A 19,065-nucleotide genomic window follows, 5' to 3' on the forward strand; every position below is an offset into this window, starting at 1 on the left:
CAACTTAAAAGATGAAGGGGATAAATCAGTCAGTAAATATCTTGATGATATAAAGATACTCCTTTATGTTTTTTCCGATAATTAAGCTTTTTCAGGGCTTAAACCCTACCACATTAACCGTTTTATCCATTTTTCTATTGTATTATTTTTTATGATTTGCTTCATAAAGTAATGGCAAGAAAACGCTTAAATCTCTGTTATTCGAATAATATTCTTTTGCGTGCTGATTTCTTTTCAACTCTTTGCTAATGGCTAATGGACTTTGATTGAATGCAATTAACTCTCGCTCTATCCCACATGCTTGCAGTCATGATTGCAGTAATATATATTGCTTGCAATGCATGCTAAATGAGGAAATGAATCTATGCCATCCATTACTGTCAGAAATGTACCGGACGAAGTGCATCGTGCTTTGCGGGTACGTGCAGCCACACACGGTCGTAGTGCTGAGGCTGAAATCCGGTTTATTCTGGAAAACGCCGTACAACCGGCGGGGCGCATCAAGCTGGGTTCCTTGCTGGCAAAAATCGGCCGCGAGGCGGGGGGCGTCGATCTTGAGATCGAGCGTGATAAGACACCTGCCGAGCCGATGAGTTTTGAATGATACTGCTAGATATGAACGTGATTTCCGAGCCGTTGCGGCTCAGCGGCCACCCCGCTGTGGTTGCCTGGATAGATGCACAGAATGTCGAGACGCTTTACCTGTCCGCGATCAGCTTGGCTGAGCTGCGCTTTGGGGTTGCAGCGCTGTCCAATGGTAAGCGCAAAGATACCCTGCATAGAAACCTGGAGCGGAGTGTTGTCCCTTTATTTACCGGCCGTATCTTGCCATTCGATGCGGCCGCTTCGGAAGCTTATGCCGATATTATGGCGCGAGCGAAGAGCGAGGGGAAAGCCATTGGGAAGGCTGACGGGTATATTGCGGCTATTGCAGAAGCGAATGGGCTGATTGTTGCAACCCGTGACACATCACCCTTTGAAGCTGCCGGGCTTACTGTTATTAACCCTTGGAAGGGCTAATAACATAGTTGTTATTACTTATGGGTTTACGTTCTTGGTGCGTGTAATAATGAGCAAATAATCACTATTATCTGCCCACCAAGAAGACCAATTTTAATTACTAAAGCTCAATCTCAATATCACTAAGTGGATGACAGCAGCAGGGTAAGATCTCGCCTTCATTAACAAAAGCCAGAGGTTTGCGTCGATAGCCGACTTTGCCTTTTATCAATTTGACACGGCAGGAACCGCAATAACCTTCGCGGCACTGGTATTCAGCTTGAACTCTACCTTGTTCCAGTGCCTCTAGCAGACTGTTATGTAGCTTGGGAGAGCTGTAGATATGATAACCCTGCATACCATGCAGGGTTACTTTATAGCTTGTCATCAGAGTTCAAAATCACTCAGGTCGTCAGGGTTAACTTCAGCATCAATCTGACCAACCAGATATGAGCTGACTTCAACTTCTTGCGGCGCGACTTGAACGTTATCAGACACCAGCCAGGCGTTAATCCACGGAATCGGGTTAGAACGCGTTTCAAATGGCAGCTTCAGCCCGACAGCCTGCATGCGGATGTTAGTAATGTACTCAACATATTGACACAGAATATCTTTGTTCAAGCCAATCATGGAACCTTCGCTGAACAGGTAATCTGCCCACTCTTTTTCTTGTTCCGCCGCTTGAACGAACAGGTCATAGCACTGTTGTTCACACTCTTTGGCAATTTCTGCCATTTCTGGGTCGTCCTGACCGGAGCGCAACAGATTCAGCATATGTTGTGTGCCGGTCAGATGTAGTGCTTCGTCGCGAGCGATCAATTTGATGATTTTCGCGTTACCTTCCATCAATTCGCGTTCAGCAAAGGCAAATGAACAGGCAAAGCTGACGTAGAAGCGGATCGCTTCCAGCGCGTTAACGCTCATCAGGCACAGATACAGTTGCTTTTTCAGTTCACGCAGACTTACCGTGATGGTTTTACCGGCAATCTGATGTGTTCCTTCACCAAATAGTTGGTAGTGATTAGTCATCTCAATCAGATCATCGTAATAAGCGGAAATATCTTTCGCCCGTTTCAGAATCTCTTCGTTGGTGACAATATCATCAAACACAACCGCCGGATCGTTAACGATATTCCTGATGATGTGAGTGTAAGAACGTGAATGAATCGTTTCAGAAAAAGACCAAGTTTCAACCCAGGTTTCCAGCTCAGGGATGGAGATCAAGGGCAGAAAAGCCACGTTCGGGCTGCGGCCCTGAATAGAGTCCAGCAGCGTTTGATATTTTAAGTTACTGATAAAAATATGCTTTTCATGGTCCGGCAGCGCATTGTAATCAATGCGATCGCGAGACACATCGACTTCTTCCGGGCGCCAGAAGAAAGAGAGCTGTTTTTCGATCAATTTCTCGAAAATCGGATACTTTTGTTGGTCATAACGGGCTACGTTTACTGGCTGACCAAAAAACATTGGTTCCTGTAACTGATCGTTTTTGACTTGTGAAAAAGTGGTATAGGCCATAACTTCCTCAAATTAAATCTTACACGCGCCGCCTTCACAATCGGAATCAGCAGATTCCACGACTTCTTCCAGGTCATCCTGAATGTCTTCCGCACCATCGCGGGTATTGTGGTAATACAGTGTTTTCACACCATATTTGTAAGCGAGCAGCAAATCTTTCAGCAGTTGATTCATCGGCACTTTTCCACTCGGGAAATGTGTTGGATCGTAGTTGGTATTGGCAGAGATCGATTGATCGATAAATTTCTGCATGATACCAACCAACTGCAAGTAGCCATCATTGCCCGGCATTTGCCACAAGAGTTCGTAAGCGCTTTTCAGACGCTCATATTCCGGCACAACCTGGCGCAAAATGCCATCTTTTGATGCTTTGATGCTGATATAACCACGAGGTGGTTCAATGCCGTTGGTGGCGTTAGAGATCTGGGAAGAGGTCTCTGACGGCATCAAAGAAGATAATGTGGAATTGCGCAGACCATATTGTTTGATATCGTTGCGCAATGCTTCCCAGTCATAGTGCAGCGGTTCATTGGTCAATGTATCCAGCGCTTTTTTATAGGTATCGATAGGTAGGATACCTTTAGAATAGGTGGTTTCTTTAAACCACGGGCAAGCGCCTTGTTCTTTCGCCAGTTCATTAGAGGCTTTCAACAGGTAATACTGGATAGCTTCAAATGTTTTGTGAGTCAGGTTGTTAGCGCTGCCATCTGAGTAACGTACACCGTGTTTCGCCAGATAGTAAGCATAGTTGATGACACCAATGCCTAATGTACGGCGACCCATTGCCCCTTGTTTGGCGGCAAGGATAGGGTAGTCCTGATAATCAAGCAGGGCATCAAGGGCACGGACCGCCAGAGTAGCCAGTTCTTCCAGCTCATCAAGATTTTCAATTACCCCCAAGTTGAATGCGGACAAGGTACACAGTGCGATTTCACCATTTTTATCATTGATATCATTCAATGGCTTGGTTGGCAGTGCAATTTCCAGACACAGGTTTGATTGGCGCACCGGGGCGACTAAAGGATCAAATGGGCTGTGGGTGTTGCAGTGATCTACGTTCTGAATATAGATACGGCCGGTAGAAGCACGCTCTTGCATCATCAGGGAGAAGAGATCAACCGCTTTCAGACGTTGCTGGCGGATATTACTGTCCTGCTCATATTTGGTGTACAAGCGCTCAAATTCATCCTGATCGGCAAAGAATGCATTATATAGCCCTGGAACATCGGATGGACTGAACAGGGTAATCTCTTCACCTTTGATCAGGCGCTCGTACATCAGTTTGTTAAGTTGTACGCCATAGTCCATGTGACGAACACGGTTTCCTTCAACGCCACGGTTGTTTTTCAGTACCAGCAGGCTTTCAACTTCCAGATGCCATAATGGATAGAACAGTGTCGCGGCGCCGCCACGAACGCCCCCCTGAGAGCAGGATTTGACCGCGGTCTGGAAATGTTTATAAAAAGGAATACAGCCGGTATGGAAGGCTTCACCATTACGGATTGGGCTTCCCAGTGCACGAATACGGCCTGCATTGATACCAATACCAGCACGTTGAGAAACATATTTTACAATCGCGCTGGAAGTCGCATTAATGGAATCTAGGCTATCATCACATTCAATCAACACACAGGAGCTGAATTGACGAGTCGGGGTGCGTACACCTGCCATGATCGGGGTAGGCAGAGAAATCTTAAATGTGGAAGTTGCGTCGTAAAAACGGCGAATATAGTCCAGACGTGTCTCTTTCGGATAACCGGAGAATAGGCAAGCCGCGACCAGAATATAGAGGAATTGGGCACTTTCATAAATTTCACCGGTAACGCGATTCTGAACCAGGTATTTACCTTCAAGCTGTTTGACCGCCGCGTAAGAAAAGTTCATATCACGCCAATGGTCAATAAATTCGTTCATTTGCTCGAATTCTTCTTTCGAGTAGTCTGTAAGCAAGTGCTTGCCATATTTGCCCATTTTCACCATATGGGATACATGGTCATAGAGTGCGGGTGGCTCGAATTGACCGTAAGCTTTTTTACGCAGGTTGAAAATTGCCAAGCGGGCGGCCAGATACTGATAGTCAGGTGCATCACCGGAGATAAGATCAGCGGAAGCTTTGATCATCGTCTCATGAATATCTGAGGTTTTGATGCCATCGTAAAATTGGATTTGAGAACGCAGTTCTACTTGTGATACCGAGACATTTTTCAGTCCATCGGCTGCCCAGTTAACAACCCGGTGGATTTTATCAAGGTCAATTCGTTCTTTGTGGCCATCACGCTTTGTTACTAGCAGACTATGGTTCATGGACAGGCATACCTTACATTTACTTTCAGATTCGCTCCCACCTGCTTTGTGTCTTTGACTTAGACCAAAACATAACCCTCTCAGTGGCGAAGAAACCCACGAGAGAGTAGTGGTAATGGAATGTTAAGGAACACAATATGTAGGGGGTACACTAAATAATGACAACAAGATAATGTTAAAAGCAGCTTTTATCAAGTGCACAAAAATGCGGATTCTTGTGGATAACTTGAGGACTAAAATTTATTAAAAAGCCGGAAGCCTGCATCATTACTAGCGGTTGCTCTGACAGAAACATCGGCGAAAATGGGTAAAAAAATTCCTGAAAATGTGATTTATTTGCCGCTTTATTAATCTGTCAGATAAATATGTCAGACATACTGGGTGTGTAACATATAATTGACGTCTACATTGTGACCAAGGCTAAATTTATCTGTTAACGGGTTGTAATGCAGGCCGATAATATGCTTTTCCCGTAGGGGTGTTCTGTCAATCCAGCCTATCAACTCTGATGGCCGGATAAATTTTTTCGCATCATGAGTTCCCTTCGGTACCATTTTTAGAATGTATTCCGCGCCGATTATTGCCATAAGCCAGGCTTTTTTGTTGCGGTTAATGGTAGAGAAAAAGACGTGTCCGCCGGGTTTCACTAACTGAGCACAAGCCTGAACGACCGATTGTGGATCTGGGACATGTTCCAGCATTTCCATACAGGTGACGATATCATAAGCTTGTGGATATTTTTCGGCGTGGCTTTCTACTGTTTCCTGTACATAGGTCACGGAGATACCTGTTTCAAGGGCGTGTAGTCTGGCAACTTGAAGTGGTTCCGTACCCATATCCAGCCCGGTCACATCAGCCCCTTCACGGGCCATACTTTCTGACAAAATACCGCCGCCACAGCCCACATCTAACACTTTTTTACCGAAAATGCCGCCAGAACGCTGCAAAATATAATTCAGGCGTAGTGGGTTAATCCGGTGCAGTGGCTGAAATTCACCTTCCAAATCCCACCAGCGAGAAGCAATCGCTTCAAATTTTTCTATTTCCTGTTGATCAACATTGTTTGGGGTGGAAGGGGTTTTGATGTTCATCAGCGGTTGTTGCTCCTTAAACTTTCTTTAAACAGGCGGATTCACTCAGTTCTGAGATAGTATACACGGCTTAATTTTTAAATACCCGTATCTGATTTTTATAAAACTGTTGGGGTGTGGTATAGTTCTAAACCTTTGAATTCGGAATGTATGAGGGATAGTGGGCTCCATGAGCGACATTGCCAGAGAAATCACCCCGGTCAATATCGAAGAAGAGCTGAAAAGCTCGTATTTGGATTATGCGATGTCTGTTATTGTCGGGCGCGCACTACCAGATGTTCGAGACGGACTAAAGCCGGTACACCGTCGCGTACTTTATGCCATGAGTGTACTGGGAAATGATTGGAATAAACCCTACAAAAAGTCTGCCCGTGTTGTCGGGGACGTCATCGGTAAGTACCACCCACATGGGGATAGTGCAGTCTACGACACGATTGTTCGTATGGCTCAGCCATTTTCCTTGCGCTATATGTTGGTTGATGGTCAGGGTAACTTTGGGTCAGTTGATGGTGACTCAGCCGCCGCTATGCGTTACACCGAAGTGCGTATGGCGAAAGTTGCCCATGAACTGTTAGCGGATCTGGAAAAAGAGACAGTCGATTTTGTGCCGAACTATGATGGTACAGAACAGATCCCGGAAGTGATGCCAACGAAAGTACCAAACCTGCTGATCAACGGTTCTTCCGGTATCGCAGTGGGTATGGCAACTAACATTCCTCCTCATAACTTGTCCGAAGTTATTGATGGTTGTCTGGCTTATATTGAAGATGAAAATATCAGCATTGAAGGGCTGATGCAGTATATTCCTGGCCCAGATTTCCCTACTGCTGCGATTATTAATGGTCGTCGCGGTATTCAGGAGGCTTATCGTACTGGTCGCGGTAAAATTTATATCCGTGCCCGTGCGGAAATTGAAGTGGATGAGAAGAATGGTCGTGAAACTATTTTAGTGCACGAGATTCCTTATCAGGTCAATAAAGCCCGTCTGATTGAAAAAATTGCCGAATTGGTGAAAGAAAAACGCATCGAAGGGGTTAGTGCACTTCGTGACGAATCTGATAAAGACGGCATGCGGATTGTGATTGAAGTGAAACGGGATGCGGTGGGAGAAGTGGTTCTGAATAACCTCTATTCTTTGACTCAACTCCAGGTTTCTTTTGGTATCAACATGGTGGCCCTGCATCAGGGGCAGCCGAAGCTGCTGAATCTGAAAGATATTATTTCGGCCTTCGTATGCCACCGCCGTGAAGTGGTCACTCGTCGTACCATCTTTGAATTACGTAAAGCCCGTGAACGTGCCCATATTCTTGAAGCATTGGCCGTGGCACTGGCGAATATTGATCCTATCATCGAACTTATCCGTCTTGCTCCGACACCAGCCGAGGCAAAAGCTGCATTGGTTGCTAAGCCGTGGGAATTAGGTAGTGTTGCTGCCATGTTGGAACGTGCCGGTGATGATGCCGCCCGCCCTGAATGGCTGGAACCACAATATGGTGTGCATGACGGTAAATATTATCTGACCGAACAACAGGCTCAAGCCATTCTGGATCTGCGTTTGCAGAAACTGACCGGCTTGGAGCATGAAAAACTGCTGGATGAATATCGTGAATTGCTGACATTAATCGGCGAGTTGCTATTCATTCTAGAAAATCCTGAGCGTTTGATGGAAGTGATCCGTGAAGAGTTGTTGGCAATTAAGGCGCAATACAGTGATGCCCGCCGTACTGAAATCACGGAAAATACGGCTGATATCAATATTGAAGATTTGATTAATCAGGAAGATGTTGTTGTCACCTTGTCACATCAAGGGTATGTCAAATATCAACCATTGTCTGACTATGAAGCGCAGCGCCGTGGTGGTAAAGGTAAATCCGCAGCGCGTATTAAAGAAGAAGATTTTATTGACAAGTTGTTGGTTGCCAATACTCACGATACGATCCTCTGCTTCTCCAGCCGTGGCCGCCTGTACTGGATGAAGGTTTATCAATTACCGGAGGCTAGTCGTGGCGCACGCGGTCGTCCGATTGTTAACCTGTTGCCGTTAGAGCAAAATGAGAGAATTACGGCGATTCTGCCGGTGCGTGAATATGAAGAAGGGCTGTATGTCTTTATGGCTACTGCCAGTGGGACCGTGAAGAAAACCGCGTTGCAAGATTTCAGCCGTCCGCGCAGTGCGGGTATTCTCGCCGTTAATCTCAATGAAGGTGATGAGCTGATCGGCGTTGACCTGACTGACGGTAATAACGAAGTTATGTTGTTCTCCGCGGAAGGGAAAGTTGTTCGTTTTGAAGAGGAAGCGGTTCGTTCAATGGGGCGTACCGCTACCGGTGTACGGGGTATTAAACTAAATGGTAAAGATAAAGTTGTTTCTCTGATTATCCCGCGTGGAGAAGGAGAAATTCTAACGGTCACTGAAAACGGTTATGGTAAACGTACCGCTGAAAACGAGTATCCAATTAAATCCCGTGCAACACAGGGGGTTATCTCGATTAAAGTCAGCGAACGTAATGGTAATGTGATCGGGGCAATTCAGGTTGAACCAACTGATCAAATAATGATGATTACTGATGCTGGCACATTAGTACGAACAAGGGTGTCGGAAGTTAGCGTTGTTGGCCGGAATACTCAAGGCGTAACACTTATTCGTACCGCTGAAGATGAGAAAGTTGTTGGCTTACAGCGGGTTGCTGAGCCCGAAGACGATGAAGATGATGAAGATGGGTTGGCAGCAGAAGGGGAAGAAGTGAAAAGTGATAGCACCGATTTACCTGATGCTAACAGCAGCGAGTCAGTTGATCCGGTTTAAGTGAGGATAGTTTTTCACTTAATTTAAGAAACAGGTACTTCGGTACCTGTTTTTTTAATATCGAAATATGCAACAGATGGGCCTTTTTAATCTTTAAGTTCTGGTATATCTTGTCATTAATGACGTTGAATGATGCTGGTTTTTATCAGGTAACCTTTTGAGATATCTTTCTTCTTTTCGTACATCGCTGAAAATATCCCGTTATCTTTTCCGGGTGCTTGGCTTAATGTTGTGGGCGTTAGGCGCTTTATTAACAGCTTTTTACCTGGTTAATATCTTTAATGAAGTCAAGTCAGATATTCGGCAAGAATACAATGCTAATTATGATTCCACACTCTCTTATGTGCGTCATACAGCAAGTGTTCTGCGGGATATCCAATATATGACAGAGAAGCATTTACTGAATTCTAATGGAAAAAATGCTATTTTTGATTTTCCACATAATAGCCCGGCGTTTTCTTACCATCCTTTGAACCAAAGCGCTGACTGTCGTACTTTTCGCAACAATACTCATAGTTATTTAAATTCGTTGAATAACCTTATCTTCTATTGGAAAGATAATCTTGCTGCGCCTCAAGGGTTGAATCAGGTTTTTCTGGTGGGCACACAAAGTATGTGTATGGTGAATTTTTCTATCCGTAATACCACGACTGAACCCGATACGTTGAAAAAAATAGTTTATGAAAATTCACGTAGGCTTATCAGCCTGAAAGAGCAAGGTAAAGAACGAAATATTTATTGGGTTATACCGGGTGCAAGATCTGATAGCGGCCATCTCTACGTGTTGGCTCCGGTATATGTCAATGGTGAGATGGTTGCTATGATAGGCATTGAACAATTCATCAGATTGGACTCTTTTATTCAGAGACAAGACCGCCCAGTTTCAATAACGTTATTGAATCGCAGTAATCAACCGGTGTTGCATTATCCAGTAAATGATGACTATAAACTTCATTATGCTGATTATCAGTTGGAAGCGCCTTATTTTGGCTATGATGATAATTTTACTGATTTACTGTTAAAACGTCGGTTAATGCCATCTTCATTCAGTATCATTTATGCACTGCCACTGAAAACTATTTTTGAAGGTTTTAAGCTACAGATTATTAGCAGTTTTGTGCTTAATGTATTATCTGCCTTTGTCATCATTATCTTGGTGTATCTGTTTGAACGGAAAATGTTTGTTCCGGCTGAAGAGAATGCCATTCGCCTGGAAGAGCATGAGCAATTTAATCATAAAATTGTGGCTTCAGCGCCGGTTGGGATCAGTATATTGCGGGTCAGTGATGGCAGTAGTATTCTGAGTAATGAGTTGGCACATAATTATTTGAGAATGCTAACGCACGAAGATCGGGAACGGATTATTCATATTATTTGTGACAGAACCGGCAGTTATGTTGATGTTGTAACCAGTAATAATCATCATTTGCAAATCAGTTTTGTTCATTCCCGCTACAGGAATGAAGAGGTGGCAATTTGTGTCTTGGTTGATATTAGTGTCCGTGTGCGGATGGAAAAATCATTACAGGAAATGGCGTTGGCATCAGAACAGGCTAACTATTCTAAATCTATGTTTTTGGCTACCGTCAGTCACGAGTTGAGAACGCCGCTTTACGGTATTATTGGCAACCTAGAGTTATTACAAGCACATTCATTGCCTGCTGAATCTGTCCGTTTGTTATCAACGATGAACAACTCCTCAGCGCTGTTGCTAAAAATCATCAGTGATATTCTCGACTTTTCAAAGATTGAATCTAAACAGCTTAAAATTGAGTCTAGAGAATTTTCCTGTCAGGAAGTTATCTCTCATGTTATTTCTAACTATTTACCGCTAGTAGTGAAAAAGCCGTTGACCTTGTATTGCTATATTGAACCGGATGTTCCAGATTATATCTGCAATGATCCGGTTCGATTACAACAAGTTATATCTAATCTATTAAATAATGCGATTAAATTCACTGATACCGGATGTGTGATTATCCATGTGACAGTTGATAGAGATTACTTATACGTCAGAATAAAGGACACTGGCGTCGGTATCTCTGATAAAGCGCTTATTCAGTTGTTTGATCCATTTTTTCAGATTATGCCAAATACGGAAAGTTCATCTCAGGGAACAGGGCTTGGTCTGGCGATTTGTGAAAAACTGATCAATCTGATGGATGGTGATATTGAAGTCATTTCACAACCACAGGTAGGAAGTATGTTTTCTATTCGTTTACCTTTATATGGTGCGAAATATAGGCCAAAAACTCAGTTAATAAATGAGTATCAGCGAAAAATCATCTTGGCTATACGTAATCTTTATCTGGAGGAGTTTTTACAGCGTTTTCTGGTTCATCATGGTTTACACACTGTTTTATACAGTGAGCAAAACACAGAGGGTAGTGAAATTGTTATCAGCGATTTTCCTGATGCGGTTATTTCCCCTGTATACGCTTATATTGAATTATCGACGGACTATATTGGCTCACCGGAACAAATCAGAGAAAACTATTGGTTACATAACACTTACCATTTACATGATTTGTCGGTAATGATTGAGCGGCTGATTTCGCCGAATCATAATGTGGTATTGAATACCGCCGCACCTGTTTTTCAGGCAAACACCCGGTTTAATACTATTGTGGTTCTGGTGGTAGATGATCATCCTATCAACCGCCGTTTATTGGCCGATCAGTTGAAATCCATTGGTTTTCAAACAGCGGTGGCAAATGATGGATTAGATGCGTTGGAATATTTGAAGAACGGGGGGATTGATATTGTTCTGACGGATGTCAATATGCCCAATATGGATGGTTATGCGTTAACAATGTATTTACGGAATGATGGGTGTAAGCTGCCGATTATTGGTATTACGGCAAATGCACTGGCAGAAGAAAAACAACGCTGTATTGATGCAGGAATGGATGATTGTTTGTCTAAACCGGTTTCTCTGGTGACTCTCAGACAGACACTGACGAAAATGATTTGAAACGATGATTTATAAAATAATGCCCGGTACAAACAAATAGTTACCGGGCATCAGGACGACTTTCAGGTTAAAATAACGAACGATATTTACTGAACGTGATTGTTCGTACCGATAGTGACAGAAGCAAGATAATTGAGTAATGCAATATCGTTATTTACCCCCAGTTTTACCATAGCCGATTTTTTCTGACTGCTGATAGTCTTGACACTGCGTTTAAGTTTTTTGGCAATGTCTGTTACCAAAAAGCCTTGGGCAAATAGACGTATAACTTCACTCTCTTTCTGTGATAACGGTTTATCGCCATAGGGGGTTTTCGTCACTTTTTTCAACAGTTCAGAAACGCTTTCTGGCATAAATTTTTCCCCTTGTTTCAGGGCCGTTAATACATCAGGTAAATCTGTTGGTGCTCCTTGTTTTAAGACAATGCCTTCAATATCAAGTTCGAGTACAGCACTTAAAATTGCTGGATTATTGTTCATGGTTAGAACAATGATGGATAGCCTGGGATAATGGCGTTTGATGTATTTAATCAAATTGATCCCATCGCCGTATATGTCCCCAGGCATGGACAGATCCGTGATCAGTACGTTTGCTTTAATACAGGACAGATTGTTGATCAATGTGGTCGAGTCTTCAGACTCAGCGACGACGTTGATCCATTCAAGCCGCTCAAGTGATTTGCGGATGCCAAACAGGACAATCGGATGGTCATCAGCAATAATGACGTTAAGGTTATTCATCTTATTAGTTACCCTGCTGCAATAGCCTTTTGGTGAAGGATTCAATACGGCCAATGCTATTCTTAATCTCTATTTCATTACTGTCTGTTATGTGTTGTTCCAGTGTTTCGCAAGAAAGTTTGAGGAGTTCTAGGTCTAACATAGCAAAGACGCCTTTCAGGCGATGTGCTGTTTGCGAAAGCGATATCAGATCATATTGTTCTATATCAGTATACAGCTTATTAATATCTATCGGTACTGTCTCGACAAATAATTGTCGGTAATCGCTATCAGTTAGCTGTTTTTGATAACTATTTATAACATTGCCAAAATCGTAATCGCTGCTTTCATCGTTAAATGCTGACATTTCTAAATTTGCAGTGAATTCGTTAAAACTGAAACTTCTCTCAATTAATAACGAAATGGCATTGATAACCGCTTCACTCAGATTGTAGTTACATCGAATATAGTCAGGTTTTATCTGCTCAAAGCTGGCCAGATTATCAACCAGTAATATAGTCGATTTTGCCGAATCGTAGGGTTTATCCGTCAACATGATATCGTATTCTCGATCCATATTTTCTGGCTTTTTATCGAAGTAAACAGCGCCATAATGATGCAGATGATTTTGCACGATCTTACGGATCTCCGTATTGCTGATATCCAGCAAGGCAGTAATGTCTTCCAGGAGCGGCGGGCATTGGTCTTGGCCGATTATTAAGGGCAGACTGATAGCATAGCGCGTACCCAGGCTGGGTTTGCTGTTTATAGTAAAATGACCATTTAATTTTCTACATAATTGGTTACATAGATAAAAGGTCAGTCCTGAATTGGATTGATATTTATCACCTGTGGCTTTGCTTAAAAATGGATAATTCAAGTTTGTTAAATCTGTTGAATTAAGTCCGGTTCCTGTATCTATAATTTCGATTTGAATTTGTTCTTTGTATTCCTGAGAATAATTAACGATGAGAGATATTTTGCCATAAGATGTGAGCGTGATTGCATAATTGACTAACATCAGGACGATTTTACTGATGGCAGTATTATCGCCAATAAATAGTGATTCAGGATTAATATTACAATGATAATAATAATTCAATCCTTTATTATTCATCTTAGGAAACACTTTTTTAATAATATCTTCTAAAATGACTGATAATGAAAATGATTCATTTTTTGCTTGCCATTCACCTGATTCTAATTCATTGAGTAATGAAATATTCTCGATCCAGTCGGATATATATTCAGATTTAGTTAATAAATTATCGACGATACGAACACTATTTTCTTCTATAAGAATTTGTTTCAGTTGGTAAGCGATATGATCTAATTCCTTTATTGGTTGTTGTAATTCAGAACGAATGTTGGTCAACATAAAACGCCGAGCTTGTACACTCTTATCGTGTTCCAAATGGGCAAGTTGTAGACGCCGGCTAATTAATGCTTCCTGATCTTTATCTTGCAGTAAAAACAGATAAGTTTCTGGCAACAGGCGAATGCTGTACATGTTAATTTCATAGACTGAATCATCAATTGAGGTTTGGATGACACCATGATGTTGCTTTGCCATCATCTTAATTTTATTTAAATCGACATTCGGCAACAGATGATCGGCGATATTATTGCACATAATTATCTGATTTACTGAGAAATCATAAATCAATAAGCCAATCGGAATATTGGAGATAATATCGTGACTTAACGCATCCTTGATTTGTAGCTGGTGACTCATCAGGGCATTTGGCGCGATATATTTTCTACGAATGTAAATAAGCCCACCTAAGGACAGGATAATAAATACTGAATCAGCCAGTAACAACCAGATGTTTCTGTATAACAAATCGATTAGCAAATCTTTGAGTGATATCCGATACAGCAGTTTGTATTGCGTACCTTTAAGCGATTGGGAAAATTCGAGCCAGAAACCATTTTGTGAAATATTGACTTTATTAATTTCATTAGGGGGTTGCTCGTCATCCAACAATAGACTGAAGTTGGCCGCTGCCATATCCATAGGAAGAAGATGACAAATAGGCAAATCAAAAGCGATAACTGTTGCCAATTGACCCGGTGAATTGAACGTCGCCCGATAAGTATAAAAATGGATATTTTCGCCATTTAACTTACGGATTGATGAAATATTTTCCCGTTCATCTAACGCGGTGGATTGCATCAGCATTTCTGAACGTTTTGATTCGGCAGTCAATGTTAGATAACTTTCTTTAAACCTCAATTCTGGTTTAAGAATAGAGTGAGTGGTTATCAGAAACAGACTGTTATCTTTACCATTCAGGTAGTACATGGAGTTGTATTCATTGCGGGTGCCCCACAAAATCTCCATATAGTTGGAAAGGCGCTGTGCCAACTCTACACTTGCAGTGTTGTGGTGACCAAAAATAATCGTGTCGATAGTTTGATAACTATTCTCAAGCCAGTAAACATCAGGTCGTAGCTTCATCGGTGTGACGAGTTCTGGTGGTTTAAAAGATGAGCTATTGGCTTGTTTAAAGATAGAATTAGCGTGGTAACGATAATCTTCTATCTGTAATACTATTTTGGTTGCGACACTATTTAGCGCATATTTTTTCCCCATTAGCCAGGCATTGAAGTAGTTATAGCTGTATAAAAACAGGGAAACAAAAAGCAGAATAATGAACAGACCGTAGTAACGGTTTATGGTCGATGAATTAATAGAAAATTGTTTGTTATACATTCGTTGAGTAAAAGCCTTAATAATTGCTTGGCTGTTTAGCGAGCTCGTTAAATTGGTGAATCTTGTGATTCGATCTATTTAGGCTAATTTTAGCAGGATCAGGGCTGAAAAGGATATTATAGATTGAGGATTGAGCGAATAGTAAAAAAATCACAGAATTTTTACGATAGAGACTAGACATATTATCATGTTAGGCGCATAATCTCGCGCCATGGAAGGATGGCCGAGCGGTCGAAGGCAGCGGTCTTGAAAACCGCCGATGGGAAACCATCCTAGAGTTCGAATCTCTATCCTTCCGCCAAATAATGACCCTATGCATCTTCTTGCATGGGGTTTTTTCATTTCCATATGCCATTTAGATAATAATCAATCCATTTTCATGGACATAAGGTGACCATTCATCTATTGAGCAACAAATGATGGGGGATGAAAGTCCACAGCCTGATTGATCTGAAATCTATCAATTTCCAATGAGTAAGTGTGTGCGATGGTTTCCGGGGACGAGTTATGTCTTTAATTTATGGTGTATCCACGATTTATTGGCAAGAATGGTTTTCCAGGGCGGATTCTTGTTCAATAAAACCGTGGAAATAGTAAGAAATTAAACTTTTTTAATCGCCTTTGAACAGCATAGTTACAGCGGTTACGAACATAATGATAGCCGCACCTTTAAATAAAATCCGTTGTGCCCGTTGGCTTGATAACAGATGTCGAATACTGAGAGCACCGAGAATAAATACCGCGCCTACGCTGAATAAGACAAAAACCGTCAGTGGTACTAACATGAGCCCCCAGTTTTGCAACGAGATAGATTCCATGTTAATTACCAAAGGTAATAGAGCGAGATAGAAGGCAATGGTTTTAGGGTTGCTTAACGTTAGAGTGAGGCCAGATAACCAGGCCGCAGCCAACTCCTTTTTCTTAATGGGTTGGTCTTCGCCAATGGATTGATGATCGGCAAACCAAAACTGCCACGCCAAATAACCCAAATATAAGGCGGCACCCCACCTCACCACAACGAATAAAGTGTCAAAGCTGCTCGCGATAATGGACAAGCCAAAAACAGCAAAGGACAAATAAGTGAGATCACCAATAATCAGGCCAAACAACACACTAAATCCCGCTAACGCGCCATTACTCACACTTCTGGCAACCAATGCTGCCATTCCTGGGCCTGGTATCGCCGCAGCAACAGTCAGTGCCGCTGTATAGGTTACTATTTGTGACACTTCTAGCATATCTTTCCTCTCAAAATAACACTTTGAAGTAACAGAACATAAAAATGTCACTTGCGTATGCAAGTGACAAATAGGACTCTTTAGTATATACCCGTCATCTTTCAAGTTGCCTCTTTGTTGGCTGCACTCACTCACCCCGGTCACATAGTTACCTATGCTCCCGGGGATTCGCTCCCTTGCCGTCGCGATGCATCTTGAAATCCATTGGGTATAGACAATAACGACATTTTTCTAATGCTGAACGTCTTAAGTTTGGCATATTTTCATCCAAAATAATTAAGACATTTTTATTAGTTGTCGAATGACTTCCCGAGAAAATACCATATCTTGAACGGCCAAACCAACGGATTGAAAGATAGTCACACCCTGATCGCACAAATTGGAATGAGATTGAGAAACGGTACCAATTTCTATCCCAATGTCTGACCCACTAAGAATACCTTTCTCCCTTGCCTTAATAACAGATTGAGAGGCGGCAAGTACCGATTCATTGGAATCAGTAAATAGGGTTGTATTGCTATACATATCTTCGCTGAGTTCCTGGAATCCCAGTGCCGAAGCGCCAATGGCATTGACATGACATTTAACCGGTAGCTCTTTTCTATTGAGTATAGGGTCACGCGATGCCGTGGTTGTGCAAATGATGTCACTATTGAGTACAGCCTCTGCCGGTGAGGCTTTGATCGAAATGGGAAGATTGAGCGTTTTATCACACCATGTGACAAATTCTCGGCATCTTTCTGTATTACGACCCCATAAAGTGACTTCTCTAATCGGGCGTACATATAACATGGCTTGCAAATGTGCTTTTGCTTGTAAGCCAGTGCCAAGTATCGCTAACCGGCTAGCATCCTTTGCGGCAAGAAGATGAGTTGCATAAGCAGAAGCGGCGGCGGTGCGGATTTCTGTGATAGCGCCGGCATCCACCGCGGCAATCCCTGAAACACCTGGCTCGTCGTAAACTAGCACGCTACCGATGTGTGAAGGTTTATCGCTGTTGCTTTGAAACCTCACTACCACCGACTTTAACCCAAATCCTTTGTATGGCCCCTCCTTAATATAAATCGGCATGGTGCCCATTAAGCCGTCTTCACCTTTAACAATATTGCGCAAAGGTTGTTCTACTTTTCTTTCCGATTGCAATTTAAATGCTATTTCACTTAGCTTAAGACTAAGTTCCATCGTCAAATAACGCGCAACGGTTTCTTTATCGACATAAAGCATGTTGATGCCTTTCAATATCAGTTATATACCCGTCATCTTTCAAGTTGCCTCTTTGTTGGCTGCACTCGCTCACCCCGGTCACATCGTTATCTATGCTCCCGGGGATTCGCTCCCTTGCTGTCGCGATGCATCTTGAAATCCATAGGGTATAGATCATCCAGCTTGAATTTATCATCAATCTCAGTTCCAGCAATGCTATTGAGAATTGTCGACATATTCTTTTGAGAAACACCTAACACGACATCTAACATATTCTGTTTGCTAAAACCACGGTTTAAGAATAGATCAATAGCATCTCTTTTCAATTGTCCCCGGCAATAAATGACTTCTATGGTAAATTCACGCAGTGCCAATAATCGTGGGGAAAGATCGTTGGTTTTTTCAATCAATGCCTTAACCGTTTTTTTGTCCACTCCATTATGAATTGCAATATAGGCGTGTGCTTGAACCGTATAATTACAACCATTTTCTATTCCGGTTGTAATCCACACCACAGCTTTTTCCTCTTCATTCAGTGAACTATCAATAAATAGGTCGTGTGCTCGTTGGTAAGCGGCTAATAATGAAGGAGATTCTGACATATAACCACTTTGGTTAGGTATCCAGCCGAAATCATTAATAGAACTTTGAAGTAATTTTTTACTTTTTTCAGGTGTGGTAGTAATGGTGTGTAGAGTAAGTAAAGACATAATAACCTCTGTATATTTTTGAATAAGTCTATACCCGTTATCTTTCAAGTTGCCTCTTTGTTGGCTGCACTCGCTCACCCCGGTCACCATAGTTTGCTATGCTCCCGGGGATTCACTCCCTTGCCGTCTCGATGCATCTTGAAATCCATAGGGTATATATATTTGCCTATTTTAAAGCAACGTTAGCTTTTATGCGGCTGTAAATACTGACCAAAGCATTTGAATTGGCCGAATATGAGAAATAAATTTTAAATTGTGTAATTTTGCTGCCACTTCTGTCGTGAGTGCGGCATCTACCTCTGAATTAGCAACAGCTTTTGCGGCTGAACTGGTTGAATCTTTAAAAATGATATCTGCAATTCTTAGATTATCAGGCAACAACTCTGGGATTAAAGCCTTTGGTGCCGGATGGGTTGCAATGACGATATTATCTGTAGTTAATTCATTACGAATAGCGATACCATAATTAGGCGTGTAATTTAAAAATGCGGATGACAAGTTAAACCTGTTATCCATATAAAATTCACTGATATTGTAATAAGCATTGGCTACCACCAATGCCTGACAGTTATTTAAAATAATTTGATTACTTGCTTCTTCGTAAGTATTACATAAAACAACCTGGTAGCTTTTGGCGACTTTATTTTTAATAGCAAATTCACCAAAACGAATAGCGGATTGTTCGCTACTTGTGCCTGACGGGCCTAAGGTAGCAATATTTAGAACATCAAATGTATCTTTGTAGAAACTAAAAAAAACACATTCCATGATGTCTCTCCTGGAATTA

General features: G+C 42.1%; 14 protein-coding genes and 1 tRNA gene. 5 read left to right on the forward strand and 10 right to left on the reverse strand.

All coding sequences use genetic code 11. The features are described 5' to 3' along the window. The first annotated feature begins 364 nt into the window (after positions 1-364). Positions 365-604 (forward strand): Arc family DNA-binding protein, encoded by a 240-nt coding sequence (locus ACGF5R_RS03580; RefSeq protein WP_036848206.1) that lies wholly within the window; start codon positions 365-367, stop codon positions 602-604. 11 nt (positions 605-615) lie between these two features. Further along, positions 616-1,020 (forward strand): type II toxin-antitoxin system VapC family toxin, encoded by a 405-nt coding sequence (locus ACGF5R_RS03585; RefSeq protein WP_315903392.1) that lies wholly within the window; start codon positions 616-618, stop codon positions 1,018-1,020. A gap of 100 nt (positions 1,021-1,120) precedes the next feature. Here the strand turns inward: ACGF5R_RS03585 and yfaE are convergent, their stop codons facing one another. From yfaE to ubiG, 4 genes are all read right to left on the reverse strand, one after another. Then, positions 1,121-1,387 (reverse strand): class I ribonucleotide reductase maintenance protein YfaE, encoded by a 267-nt coding sequence (gene yfaE / locus ACGF5R_RS03590; RefSeq protein WP_036811868.1) that lies wholly within the window; start codon positions 1,385-1,387, stop codon positions 1,121-1,123. Next, positions 1,387-2,517, reverse strand: coding sequence for a class Ia ribonucleoside-diphosphate reductase subunit beta (nrdB, locus tag ACGF5R_RS03595; RefSeq protein ID WP_036781046.1), 1,131 nt, complete (start codon positions 2,515-2,517; stop codon positions 1,387-1,389). The genes yfaE and nrdB overlap by 1 nt, the downstream gene beginning before the upstream one ends. A 12-nt stretch (positions 2,518-2,529) precedes the next feature. Continuing rightward, entirely contained in the window at positions 2,530-4,821 is a 2,292-nt protein-coding gene (nrdA, locus tag ACGF5R_RS03600; RefSeq protein WP_387689793.1) for a class 1a ribonucleoside-diphosphate reductase subunit alpha, read from the reverse strand. Positions 4,822-5,189: 368 nt separating this feature from the next. Beyond that, positions 5,190-5,912, reverse strand: coding sequence for a bifunctional 2-polyprenyl-6-hydroxyphenol methylase/3-demethylubiquinol 3-O-methyltransferase UbiG (gene ubiG / locus ACGF5R_RS03605; protein WP_112877549.1), 723 nt, complete (start codon positions 5,910-5,912; stop codon positions 5,190-5,192). Positions 5,913-6,081: 169 nt separating this feature from the next. On the opposite strand from ubiG, the gene gyrA reads away from it, so the two are divergent. Further along, positions 6,082-8,718 carry a DNA topoisomerase (ATP-hydrolyzing) subunit A gene (gene gyrA, locus ACGF5R_RS03610; RefSeq protein WP_387689795.1) on the forward strand — a complete coding sequence of 879 codons (2,637 nt, stop codon included), beginning with the start codon at positions 6,082-6,084 and terminating at the stop codon, positions 8,716-8,718. Positions 8,719-8,875: 157 nt separating this feature from the next. Continuing rightward, the gene (gene rcsC, locus ACGF5R_RS03615) at positions 8,876-11,692 is read left to right on the forward strand and encodes a two-component system sensor histidine kinase RcsC (protein ID WP_387689797.1); all 2,817 of its coding nucleotides are present in this window, start codon (positions 8,876-8,878) and stop codon (positions 11,690-11,692) included. Between the two features lie 86 nt (positions 11,693-11,778). Here rcsC and rcsB read toward each other — a convergent pair whose 3' ends face one another. Beyond that, positions 11,779-12,432: a response regulator transcription factor RcsB gene (gene rcsB, locus ACGF5R_RS03620; RefSeq protein WP_112877544.1), complete on the reverse strand. Its 654-nt coding sequence runs from the start codon at positions 12,430-12,432 to the stop codon at positions 11,779-11,781. A 4-nt stretch (positions 12,433-12,436) separates the two neighbouring features. Continuing rightward, positions 12,437-15,127: a phosphotransferase RcsD gene (gene rcsD / locus ACGF5R_RS03625; RefSeq protein ID WP_112877542.1), complete on the reverse strand. Its 2,691-nt coding sequence runs from the start codon at positions 15,125-15,127 to the stop codon at positions 12,437-12,439. A gap of 213 nt (positions 15,128-15,340) precedes the next feature. On the opposite strand from rcsD, the gene ACGF5R_RS03630 reads away from it, so the two are divergent. Then, positions 15,341-15,428: transfer RNA gene (locus ACGF5R_RS03630), tRNA-Ser, on the forward strand. 310 nt (positions 15,429-15,738) lie between these two features. Here ACGF5R_RS03630 and ACGF5R_RS03635 read toward each other — a convergent pair. The 4 genes from ACGF5R_RS03635 to ACGF5R_RS03650 form a co-directional block, all read right to left on the reverse strand. Beyond that, positions 15,739-16,365: a LysE family translocator gene (locus ACGF5R_RS03635; protein ID WP_112877540.1), complete on the reverse strand. Its 627-nt coding sequence runs from the start codon at positions 16,363-16,365 to the stop codon at positions 15,739-15,741. A gap of 276 nt (positions 16,366-16,641) precedes the next feature. Next, positions 16,642-17,589, reverse strand: coding sequence for an ornithine cyclodeaminase family protein (locus tag ACGF5R_RS03640; protein ID WP_387689799.1), 948 nt, complete (start codon positions 17,587-17,589; stop codon positions 16,642-16,644). Between the two features lie 86 nt (positions 17,590-17,675). Beyond that, complete coding sequence (locus tag ACGF5R_RS03645) at positions 17,676-18,368, reverse strand: carboxymuconolactone decarboxylase family protein (RefSeq protein WP_387689801.1); 693 nt, start codon at positions 18,366-18,368, stop codon at positions 17,676-17,678. A gap of 99 nt (positions 18,369-18,467) precedes the next feature. After that, entirely contained in the window at positions 18,468-19,046 is a 579-nt protein-coding gene (locus tag ACGF5R_RS03650; RefSeq protein WP_387689803.1) for a prephenate decarboxylase, read from the reverse strand. Between the last annotated feature and the right edge of the window lie 19 nt (positions 19,047-19,065).

Source organism: Photorhabdus sp. RM71S (genome assembly GCF_042879355.1).
Lineage (GTDB): Bacteria > Pseudomonadota > Gammaproteobacteria > Enterobacterales > Enterobacteriaceae > Photorhabdus > Photorhabdus kayaii.